We start from the raw sequence: 18,734 nt of genomic DNA on the forward strand, positions 1-18,734 counted from the left end.
GCAAAAGATGGTGAAGGAGACAAACATGCCTAGCAGAAGAACCGCGTGCAAATGGATTCTGTCATCTCTGGCGGGCGCCGCCGGCACGACCGCCTTCGGTAGCGCCATTGGCGCTGCGAGCGATGCATACCCGGACAAGCCCATTCGCATCGTCGTGCCATATACCCCCGGCGGCTTCAACGACACTCTGGCGCGCACCGTGGGCGAGAAGCTGACCAAGCTCTGGAAGCAGCCGGTGGTCGTTGACAATCGACCAGGTGGCAACACATTGATCGGCAATTCGATGGTTGCGAAAGCCGCGCCCGATGGCTACACGTTGCTGATTACGCCCCTGCCGTTCGCCGCACTTCCCGCGTTGTACGGCACGAAGCTTCCCTACAACGCGACGAAGGATTTTTCGCCAGTCATCTGGGCGGCTAGCACCCAAAACGTGCTGGTGGCGCGCAACGACCTTGGATTTTCGACCATCAAGGACATCGTCGATTTTGCCAAGAAGAATCCCGGCAAGCTGAACTACGGGTCCACTGGATCCGGCTCCTCCAATCATCTGTCGATGGAACTCTTCGAGAAGATGACTGGTACAAAGCTGACGCACGTCCCGTATAAGGGCAGTGGACCGGCAGTTGTTGCTCTACTCGGCGGTGAAATCGACGTGCTGTTTGACAACTTGCCCAATGTGATGAACCAGATCCGGGCCGGCAAGTTCAAGCCTGTTGCCGTCACTGGTCAGCAGCGATCCACGCTGTTGCCAAATGTGCCGACCATCGCTGAATCAGGGGTGCCCGGCTACGAGGTCAACGTCTGGTTCGGCATTCAGGCACCCGCTGGCACGCCAAAGGAGGTCGTTCAGAAACTCAACCAGGAAATCGCGAAGGCGTTGGCGGATCCTGAAATCGTGAAGCGATTCCGAGAACAAGGCGTGGAGGTTGTGGGTAGCTCCCCGACCAAATTCGCCACACTCGTGGAAGCCGAGATCCAGAAATGGGGAAGCGTGGTCCGCGATGCGAACGTCCGATTGGAGTAACTGCTGCGTCGAGAAAGTGTCCGCACGGTAGCGGACACGCTCTGATCCGGGAGCATTCTTCAATATCCCGCCGTACGTCCGGCGGGCTTTTTGTTTATCCCCGATCTGTCAGCGGACATTGGCAGCGAACCGTTGTGGCGCCGTGCAAGCTGTCGGACCAAATCAATCTGCGCAAGCTTGCCCGAAGCTGCGTCAAAGATCCCTTGACCGGCCAGGAATCAGTCGCGAACCAAAAAAAGCCCTGCAGGTAATTTTTGCAGGGCCTTTTGCTTGCCGCTTCCTCTTTCCGCACTGCTTGCCGAAGTCCCGTACAGTGCGACGGGACAAACGCGATCGGCCCTTGAGACCAGAGGATGTCTCAAGGGCCGATCACATCCGAGCTGGCTTATTCAGCGACAACGTTTGCCGACTTCGCGACAGCGCCCCACTTGTCGGCTTCGCTCTTGATATATCCTGCAAACTCCTCAGGCTTTGTTGCCACCACTTCTGCACCGAGCGTCGCCAACTTGCCCTTTACCTCTGGCATAGCAAGTACCTTCATCAGTGCTGCGCTCAGTTGTTTGATGATTTCTGGCGATGTTCCGGCAGGTGCGACAAGACCGCCCCAAGAAGAGGCATCGAATCCCTTGATCACCGATTCATCGATTGTTGGTGCATTGGGAAATGCCGGCACTCGCTTCTTGCTCGCCACGGCCACGAGCTTGAGCTTGCCGCCCGTCACGTACGGACGTGCAGCAACTGCCGTAGTGAACATCATCGATACTTGCCCAGCCATCACATCGGTCATTGCTGGGCCATCACCCTTATAGGGCACGTGCATCATATCCAGCTTCAGCCCAGACTTGAACATCTCGCCAACCAGGTGGTTGGAGGAGCCATTGCCGGCCGAGGCAAATGTGTACTTTCCTGGGTTGACCTTGACTTCTGCTACCAGTCCCTTAATGTCTGTCGCTTTGACCTTGGGCCCGGCCACCAGGACGATCGGCACCGTGGTGGTTTGCCCAATGGGGGCGAAGCTCTTGTTGACGTCGTAGCCGAGGTGCGGGTAGATCGACTGGCTGATGGCATTCGGGCCGACGTTCGCCATCAGAAGCGTATAGCCATCTGCCGGCGACTTGGCCACCATCTCAGCCGCAATATTCCCGTTTGCGCCGGGCCGGTTCTCGACTACGAATGTCCCACCGGTGACTTCCTTCAGCTTTTCGCTCAGTAGACGTGCCGTTGTATCGGAAGCGCCCCCCGGCGGGTATGGCACGACAATGCGCACAGGCTTATCCGGGTAGGCTGCCATGGCGATGCCTGACGCCAGGGCTGAAGCAGCGATGACCGCACGCCACGCAGTTTTGATTAGTGCTTTCATGAGTGTCTCCTTCAGTTCTAGTTTATCGAGGATGGATGGGAATCAGTACCGCTCCTCTCGCCAGCGGCTTCACCGTCTTGCTATAGATGTTCAGCCAGCCTTGCTCCGTAGCGCCCTGGATCGGTGCTGCGTCGACCCGACGCGAAGCCATCTCGTTCTGGTCGACAAGCAGATTAATCTGCCGACCGGGAATGTCGATTTCGATCGCGTCGCCATCCTTGACGAGAGCCAAGGGGCCGCCCGCGGCGGCTTCGGGGCAAACCTGACCGACGGCGACACCGCGGTTCAATCCAGATAGCTGGCCATCCGTCACGACGGCAACCTTGCCGTTGAAGCCCGCACCTTCGACGGCTGCAACAAATGACGACGCCAACGCCACGCCCGGGCCGCCAATCGGCCCCATACCACGCAGGCACGCTACGGTCCCCTCCGTGATACGTCCATCCGCCAACGCTGCGATAGCTTCTTCCTGAGAGTGAAACACCATCGCTTTGCCACGGAAGCTTTCCGCCTTCTCACCGGCATTGCCGAGCTTGAGAATGCTACCTTCGGGTGCAAGCGATCCTTTCAGGATGACCAGCGATGGCTTCGTGGAGATTGGGTTCTCCAACGTGCGCAGGATAGATGGCGATGGCGCTTCGTACTCGTCGAGAATTGCCCTCCAAGTCTTACCCGAGACGGTCAAACACTCCTGCTCGATCATGGACGTTAGACGTTTAATCGTCGCAAGGGTGCCACCTGCCGCCTCAAGCTCTTCCGTGCGGTGGGGCCCGTTGGGCTTGACGGTCGCTAGCAGCGGCACTTCTCGTCCGAGCCGGTCAAACAGATCGTAGAGATCCACATCCGTTCCAGCCTCTTCCGCAACACCCTGCAAATGCCGAAGTACGTTGATCGACGTCGACAGCGCCAACGCGACGCGCACAGCGTTTCGGAAGGCCGCCGGCGTCAGAAGGCTCCGTGGCGTCAGACCTTCATTGACCATCTCGACAATGCGTGCGCCGGCTGCTCGGGCCTGGTCGACCATCGCAGGCGAGTTGGCCAGTACGGGACTGGCGCCTGGCAGCGTCAGGCCCAATGCCTCGCAAACGATGTGCATGGAATTCGCAGTCCCAAGACCCGCGCACACACCGGGGCTGCGCACGGCACGCTTACACATGCCGTCCAGGTCTTCAAAAGAGAGTTGCCCAGTCACGTGCATGCCGACTTTCTCGAAGACATCTTCGATGTCCACATGCTCGCCCTTGTACTGGCCGCTGGCCTGATAGCCGCAGATCACCACGAGTGTCGGAATGTTTAGCCGTGCAGCGGCCATCATTTGTCCGGGCGTTGTTTTATCGCATGAAGCCAGGCAAACCATACCGTCGAGTTGTGCGCCCTCAACCTGCACTTCGATGTCGTTCACGATCAGGTCGCGCGACGGGAGGATATAGCGGCCCTGCTTGCCCGCGCTAGTGATGAAGTCGCTTGGTGCCGCAGTTCGAACCTCGAAAGGTACGCCCCCTGCTGCGCGGATTGCCGCCTTCACGTGGGCGGATACGCCATCGAGGTGACTGAAGCAGCTCGACAGCTCCGATGAGGTGTTGACCACCGCAATCTTCGGCTTGTCCAGATCGGCGTCGCTCAGTCCCAGGGCTTGCCATTGGGCCTTGCGCAGTGCCCAACGGGTCGTACCCGGGGCGAAATTGCTACGGTATTTCGGGGAATTCATTGCAAGGCTCCAAGGAAGGCACCATTGTTTTCCAGCACCTGCTGGATATCGGAGGCCGGCACATGGTGAACGCTGATACCGCGTGCCACGGCCGTTGCAGCGGTATGCCCAGCCGCTTCGCCCATGGCGAAGCATTGCGCGGTCACTCTGATCGAGGCCTGCGCGCCATGAGTGGCCGATGCACACCGGCCAGCCACCATCAGGTTGTCGAAACCTTCCAGCAGAAGCGAACGCAGGGGAATCTGGAAGTACGTGCCGGGCGGCAACCAAATCCATTTGGTGGCCCTACCCGCAGCGTGGTCCTCCATTGGCCAGGCACAGCACGCGATGGCATCGTCGAAGCGCGCTCCATCGAGAACATCCTTGTCCGTAAGGACGTAGCTGCCTACGGTGCGCCGACTTTCTCGGATGCCGATCACAGCGCCCGTATCCATGACGAAAGCAGACTCGAATCCCGGCACGTACTTTCGGAATGCCTTCAAGTATGTGCAAACTTGTTCCCGCCCCGCAATCTCTGCCCGTGACATGACACTGAGGTCGAACGGATTCGGCGATTTTCCGTCCACCGCCACTTTCGTGATGTTCAGATGCGCAAGCCCGGGGCGTTCGGCAAAAACACCGCCCGCGGTGCGCGGAAGTTCGTAACCGTCGGCGACGGCCTGCTCAAGCCTTTCGCGAAGAGCCGGACGGCTCAAGCGGGCCAGCGAGTCGGTGTCTACACCGCCGAACCGCACCATGGTGGTAGGGAACTGAAGATCGCCTTCCGAAATTTCGCAAGGCGCGCCTGCGAAGTTCACCAGGTCGGCATCGCCAGAGCAGTCTACGAACGACTTTGCGCGGAGGGCGAGACGCCCTTCCTTGGTCTCGATCAGAACGGCGTCCAGTTCGCGCCCCTTCATGGCGACACCAACCACCATCGCATGAAACAACACCTCGACCTTCGCTTCCTGGACGAGCTGATCGAGAGCGACCTTCATGGCGAACAAGTCGTAAGGCAACGATGCCGTCTGCAGCCAGCGGGTCGGCTCACCGAGACCGTCAAGTGACCGCAGTCGATCGATGACCTCGTTGCAGAAGCCACCCACAATCTGCTGCACGTCTGTGTCGGTGACCGCGTAGAGGCCACAGATACTGCCCAGGCTCACCGACGTCAGGGTGCCGCCTAGAAAGCCCTCGCGCTCCAGAAGCAGTACCTTGGCACCCGTCCGCGCCGCCGAAATCGCGGCGGCCACCCCCGCAGCTCCGCCTCCGACGACGCAGACGTCTGCGGTGCGAAACACGGATGTAGACCGAGCTGGCTCGGACACCACACCCAATGAATACGTAGTCATTTTGTCTCCGAAAAAATGCGTGATGCCGGGCCCTACTGACGCGGCTCACGCTTCACCTGTTCATTTGGTTACGTAGTCATTATATGCGGAATCGAGAAACTTCCAAGCTCACGATGTTGTGCGTCGCAATACGAGGTCGTTAGGAAGCACAAACGTGTGCGGCGCCAAATCCGGCGAAGTCATACGACGCTGGAGCCGATCTACTACCTGCTCGACCATGGCGGGCAGGGGTTGCTGGACTGTGCTCAAGCTAATGCATTCCCACCGCGCCATGGGAATATCGTCATAGCCGACGATCCAAATGTCGCTGGGGACTTGCTTGCCACTGCGTCGAGCAGCATCCAGGACACCGATCGCAACGATGTCATTTGTGCAGAACACTGCATCAACATCTGGGCGTTCTGTGACTAGTGTCTGCATCGCCCGGAAGCCGAACTCGTAGCCAAAATCGGCGGCATCAGCCCGCACAAACGAGTTGCCCTGGGTCAACTCGCCAAGGCCTTCCATAAAGCCTCGTTCGCGTTCGCGAATCGTGCTTGCCTTGGAACTCTTGCTTGACGCGGCGGAGATCAATCCAATGCACTTTCTGCCCGCGGACACGAAATAATCTGCGACCCGCCGGCCGCCGGCATAGTTGTCGCTCACGATCGTGTCGAACAAGTCGGTTCCGACAGAGCGATTAATCAGGATGATCGGCTTCTCGGCCGCGACCCGGCTCAGCATCTCCCTGGATTCATCCAGTGCAGCGGCAAAGATGACGCCATCGGTTGCGCTTTCGGCAAGTGCACGCACCGTTGCCTCGTCCATCTTTCCTTCAAGCTCCCAGACCGTTGTGCGGAAGCCCCGGCTAGCGAGTCGCTCAACTAGCAGTTGGAGCAGCAGTGGGTACAACGGGTTAGACAGGCTCGCGATGACGACCGCAACCGTCCCGCTGCGCCGCGTTTTCATCTGTCGTGCTGCTGCGCTCGGCGAATATTCGTGGTCTTGTATGACCTTCAAGACGCGCGCCTTGGTCTCCGGCTTCACCGATGGCAAATCCTGGAGTACACGGGAAACGGTGGTTTGCGAAACCCCTGCCAGGTTGGCAATGTCGATGCTGGTAAGCCTCTTGCTCATGGTGAGGTCGAATTGCGCACGTTAGTGTTAATGCCCCGGATTTTAAGTTGAGGGCAGCAGCGCTGGCAATGCAGCTTGAGCGACCTAATACTCGAGCGGTATCGGACGTCTCGTGAAGCTGTGTTGAGCTTGTTTCAGGTTCTTCTGCTCGCAGCCCGAGATGAGCCGTTGAGTACTTCGTGTGCGGGGCATAGCTTGTTGAGGAGCCGCCTATGCCAAGCAATCGGCGTAAGGGGCCAGCCCCTCTCGTCACAACCTGATAATTTCATGATAGTGAAAGTATGTGGGCACTGCTTCAACCTGTCGGTCGCCAGGCATCCCCAGCCTAGATCTCCTGCCCTCTGCGGAGCGCGCTGCTAGAGTCTTCGCAAGGGTTTATACCCTCTCTTTCTCCGAAAGGGATTCATGCCCGCCCGAGCAGCGGGCATTCTTTTGCCTGTGCTCCTGAATGGCTGATCGGGTGATCAGAAGATCTCCGAAATCACGACTCCCGACATCGAGCGCGTGGCCGCTCGTCAGCCTCTGAAGCTGAGCTGTGCCAACTTTGCAGACGTTCGTGCACCGCCTCGCAGCGTATCAGCATCATGGTCGCAGGCTCCTCGTCTGCGCCGGCGTCGGCAGCCTCCGCGGCGCTGTGCAGATATACTTGCCGGGAGACGATGGCGGCGATCACGATGAGGGCGCCGACGCCGATTGCCCGGGCCAAAACCGGAAGGTATCGTGCCATGGAAATCCTACGGGATAGCAGCGGTGATGGTAGCGAGACTACACGAAGCTGCCACGAGTCTAGGCTACGCCATTGCACGATTGACACCGCCTCCGTTTCGCCGTAGCGAGGCAGAGGCCTTCAGTAACACGGCACTGGGCCGGATGAGCATGCCAAAGACGACCACGCCCTTACCGCGCGGCCAATACTGGGCCACACCCCACGCCACCTTTCTGCTGGAGGGGCCAAACGGCCATGACGAAGTCTTCCCTGGCGCCCGCTGTGTCAGCGACGGCAAATGGGTCATCTTCTATAAAAACGGGGAAGAGGTCTGGGCGTGTAACGCCATGTATGCCGCCGCCCAGTTCGACTTTGCTGCCGTATCGAGCGCTGGCGCATCGACGGCCGACTGAGTGCCGGCGCGCCACCACTACCCCGACGCATTGCGCTTTCAGCAGTTTCAGATCTGGCTCCTTTTCCTTGCTTTCTGACGAGGCTTTCGCGGATAACCAACTCCGCCTTCATCACCTTCGCGTGGTGACCACGCGATAAGCACAACGTTATCGTGCCCTATCGCCCCCGGCAATCGGCCCTCACGCTCCTCCTGGCTCCCCGCGCTGCGGCTAACCGTTATTCGCCAGGGATGACGGAAGCGCAACGGCAGTAGCCGGCCATAAAGGGTCATTCGCCTTCACCGACGCGTGGACGTTTGTGCGTCCGCTTCGCTCAAGCAACAGACCCTTGTTCGCAATCGCTTCTGTCGCCTCTGTGGCGCTACGACACGCCTTGGTGTCCTGACGTCCGCGACAATCCGCGAGGAGCGCGAGCTTCGCCGCCTCCGACACATATACACAAAAAGTGTCAATGACGTACCAATAATATATTGGACGTGATCTAGTTACGGCCATATTCTCCAGCAGACCCCCAACAACGGGCGCGGAAATTATCATGGCAAGCAATCTCATTCTTGAAACCGTCGGACTGCGGAAGGAATTCAAGGGATTCGTCGCCGTAAACGACGTCAGTCTCAAGATCAGGCATGGGCACATCCACGCGCTGATTGGTCCGAACGGTGCAGGCAAGACCACCTGCTTCAACCTCCTTACTAAGTTCCTCGATCCCACGCGCGGCACCATACGGTTCAACGGTTACGAGATCACCGGCGAAAAGCCGGCGCAGATCGCACGCAGGGGTGTGGTGCGCTCCTTCCAGATCTCGGCGGTGTTTCCGCACCTGACCGTGCTCGAGAACGTACGTATCCCGCTGCAGCGCAGGCTGGGGATTTCCTTCCAGTTTTGGCGCTCGCCGAAAGTCCTCGCATCGCTCGATGACAGGGCCATGGCATTGCTCGCCGACGTCGGACTGGAGGACTTCGCCGACATGACGACCGCCGAGATGCCCTACGGTCGCAAGCGCGCGCTGGAAATCGCCACCACGCTGGCCCTCGATCCCGAGCTGATGCTGCTCGACGAGCCTACGCAGGGCATGGGCCACGAAGACGTTGACCGCGTCATGCAGCTCATCAAGAAGGTCTCGGCCAATCGCAGCATCCTGATGGTGGAGCACAACATGAAAGTGGTGTCCGGCATCTGCGACGCCATCACGGTGCTGGCGCGCGGCAGCGTGCTGGCCGAGGGCACATACGCGGAAGTCTCCGCCAACCCGCAGGTCATCGAGGCCTATATGGGCAGCGCTGATGCCGCGCTCGCTGCGCCGGGAGGGCATTGATCATGGCGACGGAATACCTGCGGGTCACCGACCTCCATGCCTTCTACGGCGAATCGCACATCCTCCACGGCATCGACTTGCTGGTGAACGAGGGAGAGTGCGTGACCCTGCTCGGCCGCAACGGGGCAGGCCGTACCACTACCCTGCGCGCCATCATGGGCCTAACGGGGCGTCGCGCCGGCTCGGTCATGATCGACGGCCGCGAGGCAATCGGCATGCCGGCCCATCGCATCGCGCGTCTCGGCGTCGGCTTCTGTCCGGAGGAGCGGGCGATTTATTCCAGCCTCTCGTGCGAGGAGAACCTCCTGCTCCCGCCGCAGGTGGGTGGCGGCGGGATGAGCCTCGACGAGATCTACGCGATGTTCCCCAACCTCCACGAGCGGCGGCATAGCCAGGGCACGCGGCTATCGGGCGGCGAGCAACAGATGCTGGCGATGGCGCGCATCCTGCGCACTGGAGCGCGGTTGCTGCTGCTGGACGAAATCTCCGAGGGACTGGCGCCGGTGATTGTGCAGAAGCTCGCCCAAGTCATCCGCGACCTCAAGGCGAAGGGCTACACGATCGTGCTGGTGGAGCAGAACTTCCGGTTCGCCGCGCCGCTGGCCGACCGCATGTACGTGGTGGAGCACGGCCAAATCGCCGCGGAGATCCATCAGCACGAGATTCACGAGAAGCAGCACCTGCTCCAGGAACTCCTGGGTGTCTGAGACCGCTGCGGAGGAGACAACATGACAACGATTCTGGGAGTCCCGCTACAGGGGCTGTTGGGGCAACTCGTGCTCGGGCTGGTAAACGGCTCGTTCTACGCGATTCTCAGCCTCGGGCTTGCCGTGATCTTCGGCATGCTCAACATCATAAATTTTGCCCACGGCGCGATGTTCATGGTGGGCGCATTTGTCGCCTGGGCGGGCCTGGAGTATCTCGGCATCAGCTACTGGTGGTCGCTGCTGGCGGCGCCGGTGCTGGTAGGGCTGGCGGGTATCGCCATCGAGCGCGGCCTGCTGCGGTGGCTGTACAAGCTCGACCACCTGTACGGGCTGCTGCTCACCTTCGGGCTGGCGCTCATTATCGAAGGCCTGTTCCGCTTCCAATTCGGCGTCTCGGGGCAGCCGTATTCGATTCCCGACGAGGTGGCGGGCGCCTTCAACCTCGGCTTCATGATCCTGCCGAAATACCGCGCGTGGGTCATCGGCGCCTCGCTCACAGTGTGCCTGCTGACCTGGTTCACGATCGAGAAGACCCGCCTCGGCGCCTACCTGCGCGCCGCCACCGAGAACCCAAGCATTACCCAAGCTTTCGGCATCAACGTGCCGGTGATGGTGATGATGACCTATGCCTTCGGCGTGGGCCTGGCCGGGCTGGCCGGCGTGCTGGCAGCACCGACGGGGCAACTAAGTCCGCTGATGGGGTCGAACCTGATCATCGTCGTGTTCGCGGTGGTGGTGATCGGCGGCATGGGTTCCATCTTTGGCGCGATCGTCGCCGGGCTGGGGCTGGGCGTGGTGGAAGGACTGACCAAGGTGTTTTATCCAGAGGCGTCGGCCACGGTGGTTTTCGTGATCATGGTCATCGTGCTCATGGTTCGGCCGGCAGGCCTGTTTGGCAAGGAAAAGTGAGGTCGCGTATGAAAATGAGAAATCTTGGCTACGGTGTCCTGCTGCTGGGCGCGCTGGCGGCCCCGGCCGTGCTCTATCCGGTGATGCTGATGAAGGTGCTGTGCTTCGCCTTGTTCGCCTGCGCCTTCAACCTGCTGCTCGGCTATACCGGCCTGCTCTCGTTCGGCCATGCGGCATTCCTCGGCACGGCGGCCTATATATCGGGCTATGGCATGAAGACCTGGGGGCTCACCCCGGAACTCGGCCTGCTGCTCGGCACAGCCGTCTCGGCTGCCGCGGGCTTTGTCGTCGGGGCGCTCGCTATTCGCCGGCAAGGCATCTACTTCGCGATGATCACGCTTGCCTTGGCACAGATGTTCTACTTCTTGTTCCTGCAGACGCCGTTCACCGGCGGCGAGGATGGCATGCAGGCCATTCCGCGAGGCAGGCTGTTCGGCCTGTTCGACCTAGCGTCGGACCTGCGCATGTACTACTTCGTGCTGGCGATCTTCCTGTTCACCTTCTGGCTGATCCACCGCATCATCCATTCGCCTTTCGGCCAGATCCTGAAGGCGATCCGTGAGAACGAGGCGCGCACCACCTCGCTGGGCTACGACGTCGCGCGCTACAAGCTGCTGGCCTTCGTCCTCTCGGCGGGCCTGGCTGGCCTTGCCGGGGCCACCAAGACCCTGGTCTTTCAGTTTGCCACGCTGACCGACGCGCACTGGCACACCTCCGGCGAAGTCGTGCTGATGACGCTGTTGGGCGGCCTTGGCACTGCCTTCGGCCCGGTGGTGGGCGCGGGCATCGTGGTTGCCATCCAGAACGCCTTGGCGGACAAGGTCGGTTCCATGATCACCGTGATCATGGGGAGCATCTTCGTCGTGTGCGTGCTGACGTTCCGCCGCGGCATCGTCGGCGAATTGAATGCGTTGTGCCAGAGCATCGTGGGCAACCGCCGCGGCCGGCCCGCACCGCGCCACGCTGCCGTGCCGGCACCAAGTTATGAGGAAGCGCCCGCTGGAGCAGGCGTGCATGCCCGGCGCGTGGAAGGAAAGGCATGAAATCGACCGCTGAACGGAACACCCCATTTATATCCCCACAGTAGAGGAGACACAGGATGAACAATCGCATCAAGCTACTTGCGCTCGCCGCGCTGCTGGCGGCCTCGACGGCGCAGGCCGAGATTACGGACGGCGTGGTCCGGATCGGTGTGCTCAACGATCAGACCGGCGTTTATGCTGGGCTGGCCGGTCCCGGTTCCGTCTGGGCCGCGAAGAAGGCGGTCCAGGACTTTGCACCTGAAAAGCATGGTCTGAAGGTGGAGATCGTGGCCGCCGATCACCAGAATAAGCCGGACGTCGGGGCGAGCATCGCCCGCCGCTGGTTCGACGTGGACAAAGTGGACGCTATTGTCGACGTGCCGACCTCTTCAGTCATCCTGGCGGTCAACCAGGTGGTCAAGGAGAAGAACAAGGTGATGATTGTTACCGGCGGCGGCACCTCTGACCTCACCGGCAAGGCCTGCACGCCCAATGCGATCCACTGGGCCTACGACACGTGGGCACTGGCGAATGGGACGGGTAAGGCGGTTGTCAAGGCGGGTGGCAAGAGTTGGTTCTTCGTGACTGCCGACTACGCCTTCGGTCACTCGCTCGAACGCGACACCGAGGCCGTTGTCATCAAGAACGGTGGAAGGGTCCTCGGCAAGGTCCGGCATCCTTTCCCGGGCAACGATTTCTCCTCCTACCTGCTGCAGGCTCAAGCCTCGAAGGCACAGGTGGTGGGCCTGGCCAACGCCGGGGGCGACACCATCGGCGCGGTCAAGCAGGCCGCCGAGTTCGGCGTGACCGCCGGCGGTCAGAAGCTGGCAGGCCTGCTCGTCTTCAGCAGCGACGTCCAGGCGCTCGGTCTCAAGGCTGCGCAGGGCCTGTTGCTGAGCGAGACCTGGTATTGGGATATGACCGACGAGAACCGTAAGTTTGGCAAGGAATTCGCCGCTGCCAACAACGGTAAGTTCCCGACCATGGCGCAGGCGGGCACGTACTCGGCTGTGATCCACTACCTGAAGGCAGTGACGGCGATGAAGTCGGATGGCGACGGCGGCGCCGTGGTAGCGAAGATGAAGGCGATGCCCACCGACGACAAGCTGTTCGGCAAGGGCAGCATTCGCGAAGACGGCCGGAAGATCCACCCGCTCTATCTGTTCGAGGTGAAGAAGCCGTCGGAATCGAAGTATGCGGGCGACTTCTACAAGCTCATCGCCTCCATTCCCGCCAACGAGGCGTTCCGGCCGATGGACGAAGGTGGCTGCCCGCTGGTTGGGAAGAAGACGTCATGAAGATCACCTGACGCATGCTGATCGGGCAGGAGGGGCAGCGGCACCACCCGCGCGTTCAACGCCTTTTCTCCGGCGGCTTGCCGCGGACATCGAACCCGCGTTGGGTCGGCGCCGCCCGACGACACCGACCTGGCCTGCCGCCTCGCTGTTAGCTAGCGGATTTGCGAGGTATCGCGAGCGATGCCCGAGGCGAGCGCCATCTTCCTGGAGGCCATTGATCTCGGCATCGAAGGGCTGGGCGGCACCCTCACCGAGCGCCATGGACGAGACCGCCCTGTTATCAGAGCTTGCTCTCACGCCTGTTGCGGGCCGCTCTGGCCGACGGCAACTCGCTGGCGCTCGACCGCTGCTGCCTATTGCCGGGCGCGACTGAACGTCCGCGCCATTCTCCGGCCCTCGCCAACGTTACAGCGAGGCCCGGGGAACCTTCACAGCACGCTTTTCGCCGTCTCGATGAAAGCCGTCATCAGCGGCGTTGGGGTACGCTGGCTATAGCCGAGCATGATCTCGACTGTTGGTTGCCGGCCTTTGATCGGCTTGTAGACGACGTGGTCGAACTTCATCTGCCGGACCGATGCCGGTACGAAGCCAATGCCCGCACCGGAGCTGACCAACCCGACCAGCGTGTAGACCTGCCCCACTTCAGACACGACCTTCGGCACGAAACCCGCCGACGCGCACATGCGCATGTTCATGGCGTGGAAGTCCGGCGCCGCCTCGGGCATGTACATGATGAAGGGCTCCTGCGCGCAATCCTTCAGCGAGATCGACTCCGCGTTCGCGAATGGGTGCCTTGCCGGCACGGCCAGCACGAACGGCTCTTCGAGGATGGTTTCCCACGTCACGTCCTCGAGGTCGGGCACGGGCCGCATGAAGGAGATATCCGCGTCACCCCGCCGCAGCGCTTCTGCCTGCTCTACGACCGGAAACCAGCGCAGCAGGATTTCCACGGAGGGAAAACGCTCCCGATAGGCGCGCAGGATGGGCGGCAGTAGCGTATAGGACGTGTGCTCGAAGAAGCCGATCGTCAGCCGGCCAGTCTCACCGCGATGCGCGCGCTGCGTCTGGATGACCGCACTCTCGGTAGCGCGCAGGATCTGCCGCGCCTGCTCCAGGAAAATCCGCCCCGCCTCGGTCAGCTCCACGTGCCGACGCGAGCGGTTCAGCAGTGTCACATCCATCTCCTCCTCGAGTTGGCGGATCTGCAGGCTCAGCGGCGGCTGGGCGATGTGCAGGCGCTCTGCCGCCCGCGTGAAGTTGAGTTCCTCGGCGACGGCGATGAAGTACCGGAGGTGGCGAAGGTCCATCGTTATATCTCCGGGGTATAAAAGAGCTATCAATTATATATTGGACACTAGTTTGCGCAATCCCTACGATTCCATGCATACCCCGCCCGCCGCGCTCCACCCCTGTCGGTCCGCAAGGCTGGCACCGAGCCCGGACAAGCCAATGTACGCATGGAGACAAACATATGGATTCCAGACTGATCGAAGATGCGCTAGATCGCATTCTGCAACGCATCGATGCAACGATCGCGCAGGACGAGGCGGGCTTTCCGCACTATGGCAATCCGGCCGACGGCACCTGGACACGCTCCCCGGCCGGCGACTGGACTGGCGGCTTCTGGGTCGGGATGCTGTGGCTGGCTGCCTTGCGCACTGGCGAGCAGAAGTACCGCGACAGCGCCCGCATGTGGTCCGCACGGCTGGCGCCGCGGGTGGTGTCGAAGTCGGTGTTTAAAGGATTCCTCTTCTGGTACGGCGCGCAACTCGGCGGCTCGCTGCTGGCCGATCCCCAGGCCGCGGGGCTCGCCCTCGACGGCACGCGTGGCCTCGCGGAAATGTACAGCGAAGCAGCCCGCCTTATCCCGCTCGGCACCGAGGCCGAGGAGGCCTCCCGCGTGGGGACGAGCGAGGCCAACATCGATGCGATTCCGGGCACCGTGGCGCTGCTGTTGCGGCACCACGCCGCCCTCGGCACGGGAGAGATCGGCCGCCAGCACCTGCGCCAGCACATTGCCCTGTGCGTGCGGGAGGATGGCTCGGTTTGCCAGTCCGCCACATTCAACGCCGCCGATGGGTCGCTCGTGAAGCGCTACACGCACAAGGGCATACATGACAGCAGCACCTGGGCCCGCGCCCAGGCGTGGGGCATGCTCGGGCTCGCGCAGGCGCTGTCGTGCGGCGAGCAGGCGTTCAAATCCGACGCGATCCGCGTGGCGGATTGGTGGGTCGCGCACGTGCCCGCCGACCACGTGGCCTTCTGGGATTTCGACGATCCCGCCATCCCGCACACTAACCGCGACACCTCGGCCACCGCCATCGCCGCCGCCAGCCTGCTCAAACTGGCCGCGCTTGCCCCGGAGCGCGCGGCGGTCTACCGCCAGGCCGCCGTCGACAGCATCGAGCAACTCGTGACCCGCTTCCTGACCCCGGTCGGCCCAGGCGATGTACGGCAGCCTGGCATCCTTACCGGCGGCTGCTTCAACAAGCGCAATAACGTCGCCATAGACAACGAACTGGTTTGGGGCGACTACTTTCTCCTCGAATCCCTGCTCATCCTCGCGAGCAGGATCGACGCCACCCAGGTCTGAACCCCAACCCACTTCCGGAGAACCCAAATGTCCGACATCAAGATCCCGCACGAAGGCAACGTATCCACCCTTATTGGCACGCACACCAGCTACACCCGCACCCTCGGCGAGTACGACATCTATGCCTTCGCCGGCATCAGCGGTGACAACCACCCCAACCACATGGACGACGAGTACTGCAAGCGCATGGGCTTCGGCGGCCGCATCGCGCAGGGCGCCATGATGGTCGGTTTCATCGCCGGCGCCGTGACCAAGTATCTCGACATGATCCAGCGCCCGGCGGTCTCCTACGGCTACGACAACGTCCGCTTCACCAAGCCCGTGCGCATCGGCGACACCCTCACCGTGAACTACCGTATCGCCCGCGCCGACGACGAGAAGAAGCGTCTGTGGGCCGAGGCGACGCTACTCAACCAGCGGGGCGAGACGGTCTGCGTCGGCACCCACATCATCCATTTCCAGGCCTGAGCCCGGGCGGCGAGCGGCGAGAAAGGTGAGAGATCGCATGAGCAAGATCTGCACTGCGGCGCAGGCCGTTTTGGACATCCGGCCCGGCCAGAGCGTGGGCGGCGTCGGCGTGATCGGCTGGTTGACGCCGGACGCGTTGTTCCAGGCGCTGGCGCAACGCTTCCACGAGACAGGATCGCCCCGTGACCTGACGTTCTTCTTCCCGGTCAGTGTCGGCGACGGCATGGGCATCCGCGGCATGGATCACGTGGCCGTCGAAGGGCTGATGAAGCGGATCGTGTCGGGCAACTTTACCAATGCCGTGAATCCGGCCACCGGCAAGCGCCCGGAGTTCATGCGCCTGATCCGCGAGAACCGGGTGGAAGCCTACTGCTGGCCGATCGGCGCCACCATGCACTGGCTGCGCGAAGTCGCCCGGCGCAGCCCAGGCTACCTGACCCGCATCGGCCTCGGCTCCTACATCGATCCGCGCCAGCAGGGTGGCAAGTACACAGCGCGCGCCACCGACGACCTGGTGCGGATGCAGGAGCTGGACGGCAAGGAATACCTGTTCTATCCGAGCTGGCCGCTCGACGTGGCGTTCCTGCGCGCCACCAGCGCCGACGAGCACGGCAACCTGAGCTTCGAGGAGGAGCCAATCACGTCGTGCGCGCTGGCCATGGCGCTGGCGGTGAAGGCCTCAGGCGGCACCGTGATCGCACAGGTGCGCAAGCTGGTGCCGCGCCACGCCCGGCCGGCGCACGCGGTGCGGATTCCCGGCGCGCTGGTGGATCGCGTCGTCGTGGAACCCGACGCCATGATGACCACCGACGTCCGGTACGACGATGCCTATCTCGGCGGCCAGCTTTTCGATGGCCGCCCCTCGGACCGCCTGCCGCCCGGCGCCGACAAGGTGATCGCCCGGCGGGCAGCCCGGGAGGTCAGGCCCGGCGAGGTCAGCATCTTTGGTTTCGGCGCTTCGTCCGACGTGCCCACGGTGATGATGGAAGACGGCCTGTTCGCCGACGGCGGCTTGCATCGCTACAGCTTTACCACCGAGCACGGCCCCTTCGGCGGCGTCGTGATGAGCGGCTGGCAATTCTCCGCCAACAAGTATCCGGAGGCCTTGATCGACGGCCCCTCGCAGTTCGACTTCATCGACGGCGGCAACTGCCCGATGGCGGCGCTGGCTTTTGCCCAGTTCGACCGAGCCGGAAACATCAACGTCAGCCGCTTTGGCGCGGCCAATCCGGGGCCGGGCGGCTTCATCGACATCGCCTACAACGCGCGCAAGCTGCTGTTCACCGGCACCTTCACCACGGGCGGCCTCGCCGCCGACGCTACCGACGGCTTCCTCTCGGTCGGGCGTGAGGGGAGCGTGCGCAAGTTCGTCGAGCGCGTGGACGAGATCACCTATCCGCTCGGGCGCAACGTGGCCGAGCGCGGCCAGGAGGCCAAGGTCATCACCGAGCGCGCAGTCTTCTCGGTGGCGCCAGACGGACTGGTGCTGGAGGAGGTTGCGCCCGGCATCGACGTTAGGTCGCAGGTGCTGGACCTGATGGCCTTCCCGCCGGTGCGCGTGGCGGAGCCGCTTCCGTGCATGGACCCGACGCTGTTCCGCGCCTGACGCATCGACATATCTATGAGGAAAACATGGCTGTCATCAACTACCTGACTACCGTCCACATCGACTTCGGCGCCATCCGGATGCTGGGGGCCGAGCTGCAGCGCCTGGGCATCCAGCGACCGCTGATCGTTACCGACCGCGGCATCCGCGCCGCCGGTATCGCCGACAAGGTGCTCGACGCCTTGGGCCCGGATTGCACTCCCACCGTCTTCGAGGACACCCCACCCAACCCGACGGAAGCCGCCGTGTCCGCGGCGACCGGCCTTTATCTCGGCAACGGCTGCGACGGCATCGTGGCCGTGGGCGGCGGGTCGCCCATCGACCTGGGCAAGGCCACTGCGCTGCTGGCGACTCACCCGGCACCGCTGCAGACCTACGCGGCCGTGGAGGGTGGCGCGAGCCGGATCACCAGCCGAGTCGCCCCGCTTGTGGCCATCCCGACAACTGCGGGTACCGGCAGCGAAGTGGGTCGGGGCGCGGTCATTGTCATGGAGTCCGGCCGCAAGCTCGGCCTGCTTAGTCCGTTCCTGCTGCCGAAGCTCGCCATCTGCGACCCCGAACTGACGCTGGGCCTGCCGCCGGCCCTGACCGCCGCGACCGGCATGGACGCTATCGCCCACTGCATCGAGACCTTCCTCGCGCCTGCCATCAACCCGCCCGCCGAAGCGATCGCCCTGGACGGCCTGCGCCGCGGCATAGCCAATATCAGCAAGGCTACCGCCGACGGCTGCGACCGCGACGCGCGCTGGAACATGATGATGGCCGCCATGGAAGGCGCGCTGGCCTTCCAGAAGGGGCTGGGCGCGGTGCATGCTCTGTCGCACCCGCTGGGCGCGGTGCCAGGCGTCTCGTTGCACCACGGCACGCTGAACGCCGTGCTGCTGCCGGCCGTGCTGCGCTTTAACAAGCCGGCGACCCAAGCCAAGCAGGCCGCACTGGTGCAGGCCATGGGCCTGCCCGCCGGCGGGGACCCGGCTCAGGCCATCAGCGCACTCAACGCCCGTCTCGGCTTGCCGGCTGGTCTCGGCGCCATGGGCGTGCCGCGTGACGTGTTGAAGGACATCGCGGTCGCCGCCACGAAGGACCACTGCCACGCCACCAATCCCCGCACTGCCACGGTCGACGACTACTTGGCGATGCTGCAGGAATCGTATTGAG

At 62.5% G+C, this 18,734-nt stretch carries 16 protein-coding genes; 11 read left to right on the plus strand and 5 right to left on the minus strand.

All coding sequences use genetic code 11. The features are described from left to right. Positions 1–25 precede the first annotated feature (25 nt). Positions 26–1,024: a tripartite tricarboxylate transporter substrate binding protein gene (locus tag CTP10_RS34545; RefSeq protein ID WP_233528384.1), complete on the plus strand. Its 999-nt coding sequence runs from the start codon at positions 26–28 to the stop codon at positions 1,022–1,024. A 385-nt stretch (positions 1,025–1,409) separates the two neighbouring features. On the opposite strand, the gene CTP10_RS34550 is transcribed toward CTP10_RS34545, so the two are convergent. The 4 genes from CTP10_RS34550 to CTP10_RS34565 form a co-directional block, all read right to left on the minus strand. Then, positions 1,410–2,384, minus strand: coding sequence for a Bug family tripartite tricarboxylate transporter substrate binding protein (locus CTP10_RS34550; protein WP_116322982.1), 975 nt, complete (start codon positions 2,382–2,384; stop codon positions 1,410–1,412). Positions 2,385–2,406: 22 nt separating this feature from the next. Further along, complete coding sequence (gene ilvD, locus CTP10_RS34555; protein WP_116322983.1) at positions 2,407–4,092, minus strand: dihydroxy-acid dehydratase; 1,686 nt, start codon at positions 4,090–4,092, stop codon at positions 2,407–2,409. Further along, positions 4,089–5,423: an FAD-dependent oxidoreductase gene (locus CTP10_RS34560; protein WP_116322984.1), complete on the minus strand. Its 1,335-nt coding sequence runs from the start codon at positions 5,421–5,423 to the stop codon at positions 4,089–4,091. Before CTP10_RS34560 ends, ilvD begins: the two co-directional genes overlap by 4 nt. A gap of 108 nt (positions 5,424–5,531) precedes the next feature. After that, positions 5,532–6,539, minus strand: coding sequence for a LacI family DNA-binding transcriptional regulator (locus CTP10_RS34565; protein ID WP_116322985.1), 1,008 nt, complete (start codon positions 6,537–6,539; stop codon positions 5,532–5,534). 876 nt (positions 6,540–7,415) lie between these two features. Here CTP10_RS34565 and CTP10_RS34570 point away from each other — a divergent pair. From CTP10_RS34570 to CTP10_RS34595, 6 genes are all read left to right on the plus strand, one after another. Next, positions 7,416–7,658 (plus strand): hypothetical protein, encoded by a 243-nt coding sequence (locus CTP10_RS34570; RefSeq protein WP_233528385.1) that lies wholly within the window; start codon positions 7,416–7,418, stop codon positions 7,656–7,658. A 535-nt stretch (positions 7,659–8,193) separates the two neighbouring features. Continuing rightward, complete coding sequence (locus CTP10_RS34575) at positions 8,194–8,973, plus strand: ABC transporter ATP-binding protein (protein ID WP_442875248.1); 780 nt, start codon at positions 8,194–8,196, stop codon at positions 8,971–8,973. Between the two features lie 2 nt (positions 8,974–8,975). After that, positions 8,976–9,680 (plus strand): ABC transporter ATP-binding protein, encoded by a 705-nt coding sequence (locus tag CTP10_RS34580; protein ID WP_029043246.1) that lies wholly within the window; start codon positions 8,976–8,978, stop codon positions 9,678–9,680. A 21-nt stretch (positions 9,681–9,701) separates the two neighbouring features. After that, a complete protein-coding gene (locus CTP10_RS34585) occupies positions 9,702–10,589 on the plus strand; it encodes a branched-chain amino acid ABC transporter permease (RefSeq protein ID WP_022538181.1) in 888 nt (295 codons plus the stop codon). 14 nt (positions 10,590–10,603) lie between these two features. Continuing rightward, positions 10,604–11,632, plus strand: coding sequence for a branched-chain amino acid ABC transporter permease (locus CTP10_RS34590; protein ID WP_116322989.1), 1,029 nt, complete (start codon positions 10,604–10,606; stop codon positions 11,630–11,632). A gap of 56 nt (positions 11,633–11,688) precedes the next feature. Continuing rightward, positions 11,689–12,909 carry an ABC transporter substrate-binding protein gene (locus CTP10_RS34595; protein WP_116322990.1) on the plus strand — a complete coding sequence of 407 codons (1,221 nt, stop codon included), beginning with the start codon at positions 11,689–11,691 and terminating at the stop codon, positions 12,907–12,909. A gap of 428 nt (positions 12,910–13,337) precedes the next feature. Here the strand turns inward: CTP10_RS34595 and CTP10_RS34600 are convergent, their stop codons facing one another. Continuing rightward, positions 13,338–14,216: a LysR family transcriptional regulator gene (locus tag CTP10_RS34600; RefSeq protein WP_022538178.1), complete on the minus strand. Its 879-nt coding sequence runs from the start codon at positions 14,214–14,216 to the stop codon at positions 13,338–13,340. A gap of 164 nt (positions 14,217–14,380) precedes the next feature. On the opposite strand from CTP10_RS34600, the gene CTP10_RS34605 reads away from it, so the two are divergent. The 4 genes from CTP10_RS34605 to CTP10_RS34620 are packed head-to-tail and all read left to right on the plus strand — an operon-like array spanning position 14,381 to position 18,733. After that, positions 14,381–15,502, plus strand: coding sequence for a glycoside hydrolase family 88 protein (locus CTP10_RS34605; RefSeq protein ID WP_116322991.1), 1,122 nt, complete (start codon positions 14,381–14,383; stop codon positions 15,500–15,502). Positions 15,503–15,529: 27 nt separating this feature from the next. Next, a complete protein-coding gene (locus tag CTP10_RS34610) occupies positions 15,530–15,970 on the plus strand; it encodes a MaoC family dehydratase (RefSeq protein ID WP_022538176.1) in 441 nt (146 codons plus the stop codon). 37 nt (positions 15,971–16,007) lie between these two features. Next, positions 16,008–17,576 (plus strand): acyl CoA:acetate/3-ketoacid CoA transferase, encoded by a 1,569-nt coding sequence (locus CTP10_RS34615; RefSeq protein ID WP_116322992.1) that lies wholly within the window; start codon positions 16,008–16,010, stop codon positions 17,574–17,576. A gap of 26 nt (positions 17,577–17,602) precedes the next feature. Next, positions 17,603–18,733 carry an iron-containing alcohol dehydrogenase gene (locus CTP10_RS34620; RefSeq protein WP_116322993.1) on the plus strand — a complete coding sequence of 377 codons (1,131 nt, stop codon included), beginning with the start codon at positions 17,603–17,605 and terminating at the stop codon, positions 18,731–18,733. Position 18,734 lies beyond the last annotated feature (1 nt).

This window comes from Cupriavidus sp. P-10 (genome assembly GCF_003402535.2).
Taxonomy (GTDB): Bacteria; Pseudomonadota; Gammaproteobacteria; order Burkholderiales; family Burkholderiaceae; genus Cupriavidus.

What these genes read in the sequence shown, in the direction of transcription:
- CTP10_RS34545 (WP_233528384.1), top strand. Translation starts at nt 26, where the DNA reads ATGCCTAGCAGAAGAACCGCGTGCAAATGGATTCTGTCATCTCTGGCG.
- CTP10_RS34550 (WP_116322982.1), bottom strand. Translation starts at nt 2,384, where the DNA reads ATGAAAGCACTAATCAAAACTGCGTGGCGTGCGGTCATCGCTGCTTCA.
- ilvD (WP_116322983.1), bottom strand. Translation starts at nt 4,092, where the DNA reads ATGAATTCCCCGAAATACCGTAGCAATTTCGCCCCGGGTACGACCCGT.
- CTP10_RS34560 (WP_116322984.1), bottom strand. Translation starts at nt 5,423, where the DNA reads ATGACTACGTATTCATTGGGTGTGGTGTCCGAGCCAGCTCGGTCTACA.
- CTP10_RS34565 (WP_116322985.1), bottom strand. Translation starts at nt 6,539, where the DNA reads ATGAGCAAGAGGCTTACCAGCATCGACATTGCCAACCTGGCAGGGGTT.
- CTP10_RS34570 (WP_233528385.1), top strand. Translation starts at nt 7,416, where the DNA reads ATGCCAAAGACGACCACGCCCTTACCGCGCGGCCAATACTGGGCCACA.
- CTP10_RS34575 (WP_442875248.1), top strand. Translation starts at nt 8,194, where the DNA reads ATGGCAAGCAATCTCATTCTTGAAACCGTCGGACTGCGGAAGGAATTC.
- CTP10_RS34580 (WP_029043246.1), top strand. Translation starts at nt 8,976, where the DNA reads ATGGCGACGGAATACCTGCGGGTCACCGACCTCCATGCCTTCTACGGC.
- CTP10_RS34585 (WP_022538181.1), top strand. Translation starts at nt 9,702, where the DNA reads ATGACAACGATTCTGGGAGTCCCGCTACAGGGGCTGTTGGGGCAACTC.
- CTP10_RS34590 (WP_116322989.1), top strand. Translation starts at nt 10,604, where the DNA reads ATGAGAAATCTTGGCTACGGTGTCCTGCTGCTGGGCGCGCTGGCGGCC.
- CTP10_RS34595 (WP_116322990.1), top strand. Translation starts at nt 11,689, where the DNA reads ATGAACAATCGCATCAAGCTACTTGCGCTCGCCGCGCTGCTGGCGGCC.
- CTP10_RS34600 (WP_022538178.1), bottom strand. Translation starts at nt 14,216, where the DNA reads ATGGACCTTCGCCACCTCCGGTACTTCATCGCCGTCGCCGAGGAACTC.
- CTP10_RS34605 (WP_116322991.1), top strand. Translation starts at nt 14,381, where the DNA reads ATGGATTCCAGACTGATCGAAGATGCGCTAGATCGCATTCTGCAACGC.
- CTP10_RS34610 (WP_022538176.1), top strand. Translation starts at nt 15,530, where the DNA reads ATGTCCGACATCAAGATCCCGCACGAAGGCAACGTATCCACCCTTATT.
- CTP10_RS34615 (WP_116322992.1), top strand. Translation starts at nt 16,008, where the DNA reads ATGAGCAAGATCTGCACTGCGGCGCAGGCCGTTTTGGACATCCGGCCC.
- CTP10_RS34620 (WP_116322993.1), top strand. Translation starts at nt 17,603, where the DNA reads ATGGCTGTCATCAACTACCTGACTACCGTCCACATCGACTTCGGCGCC.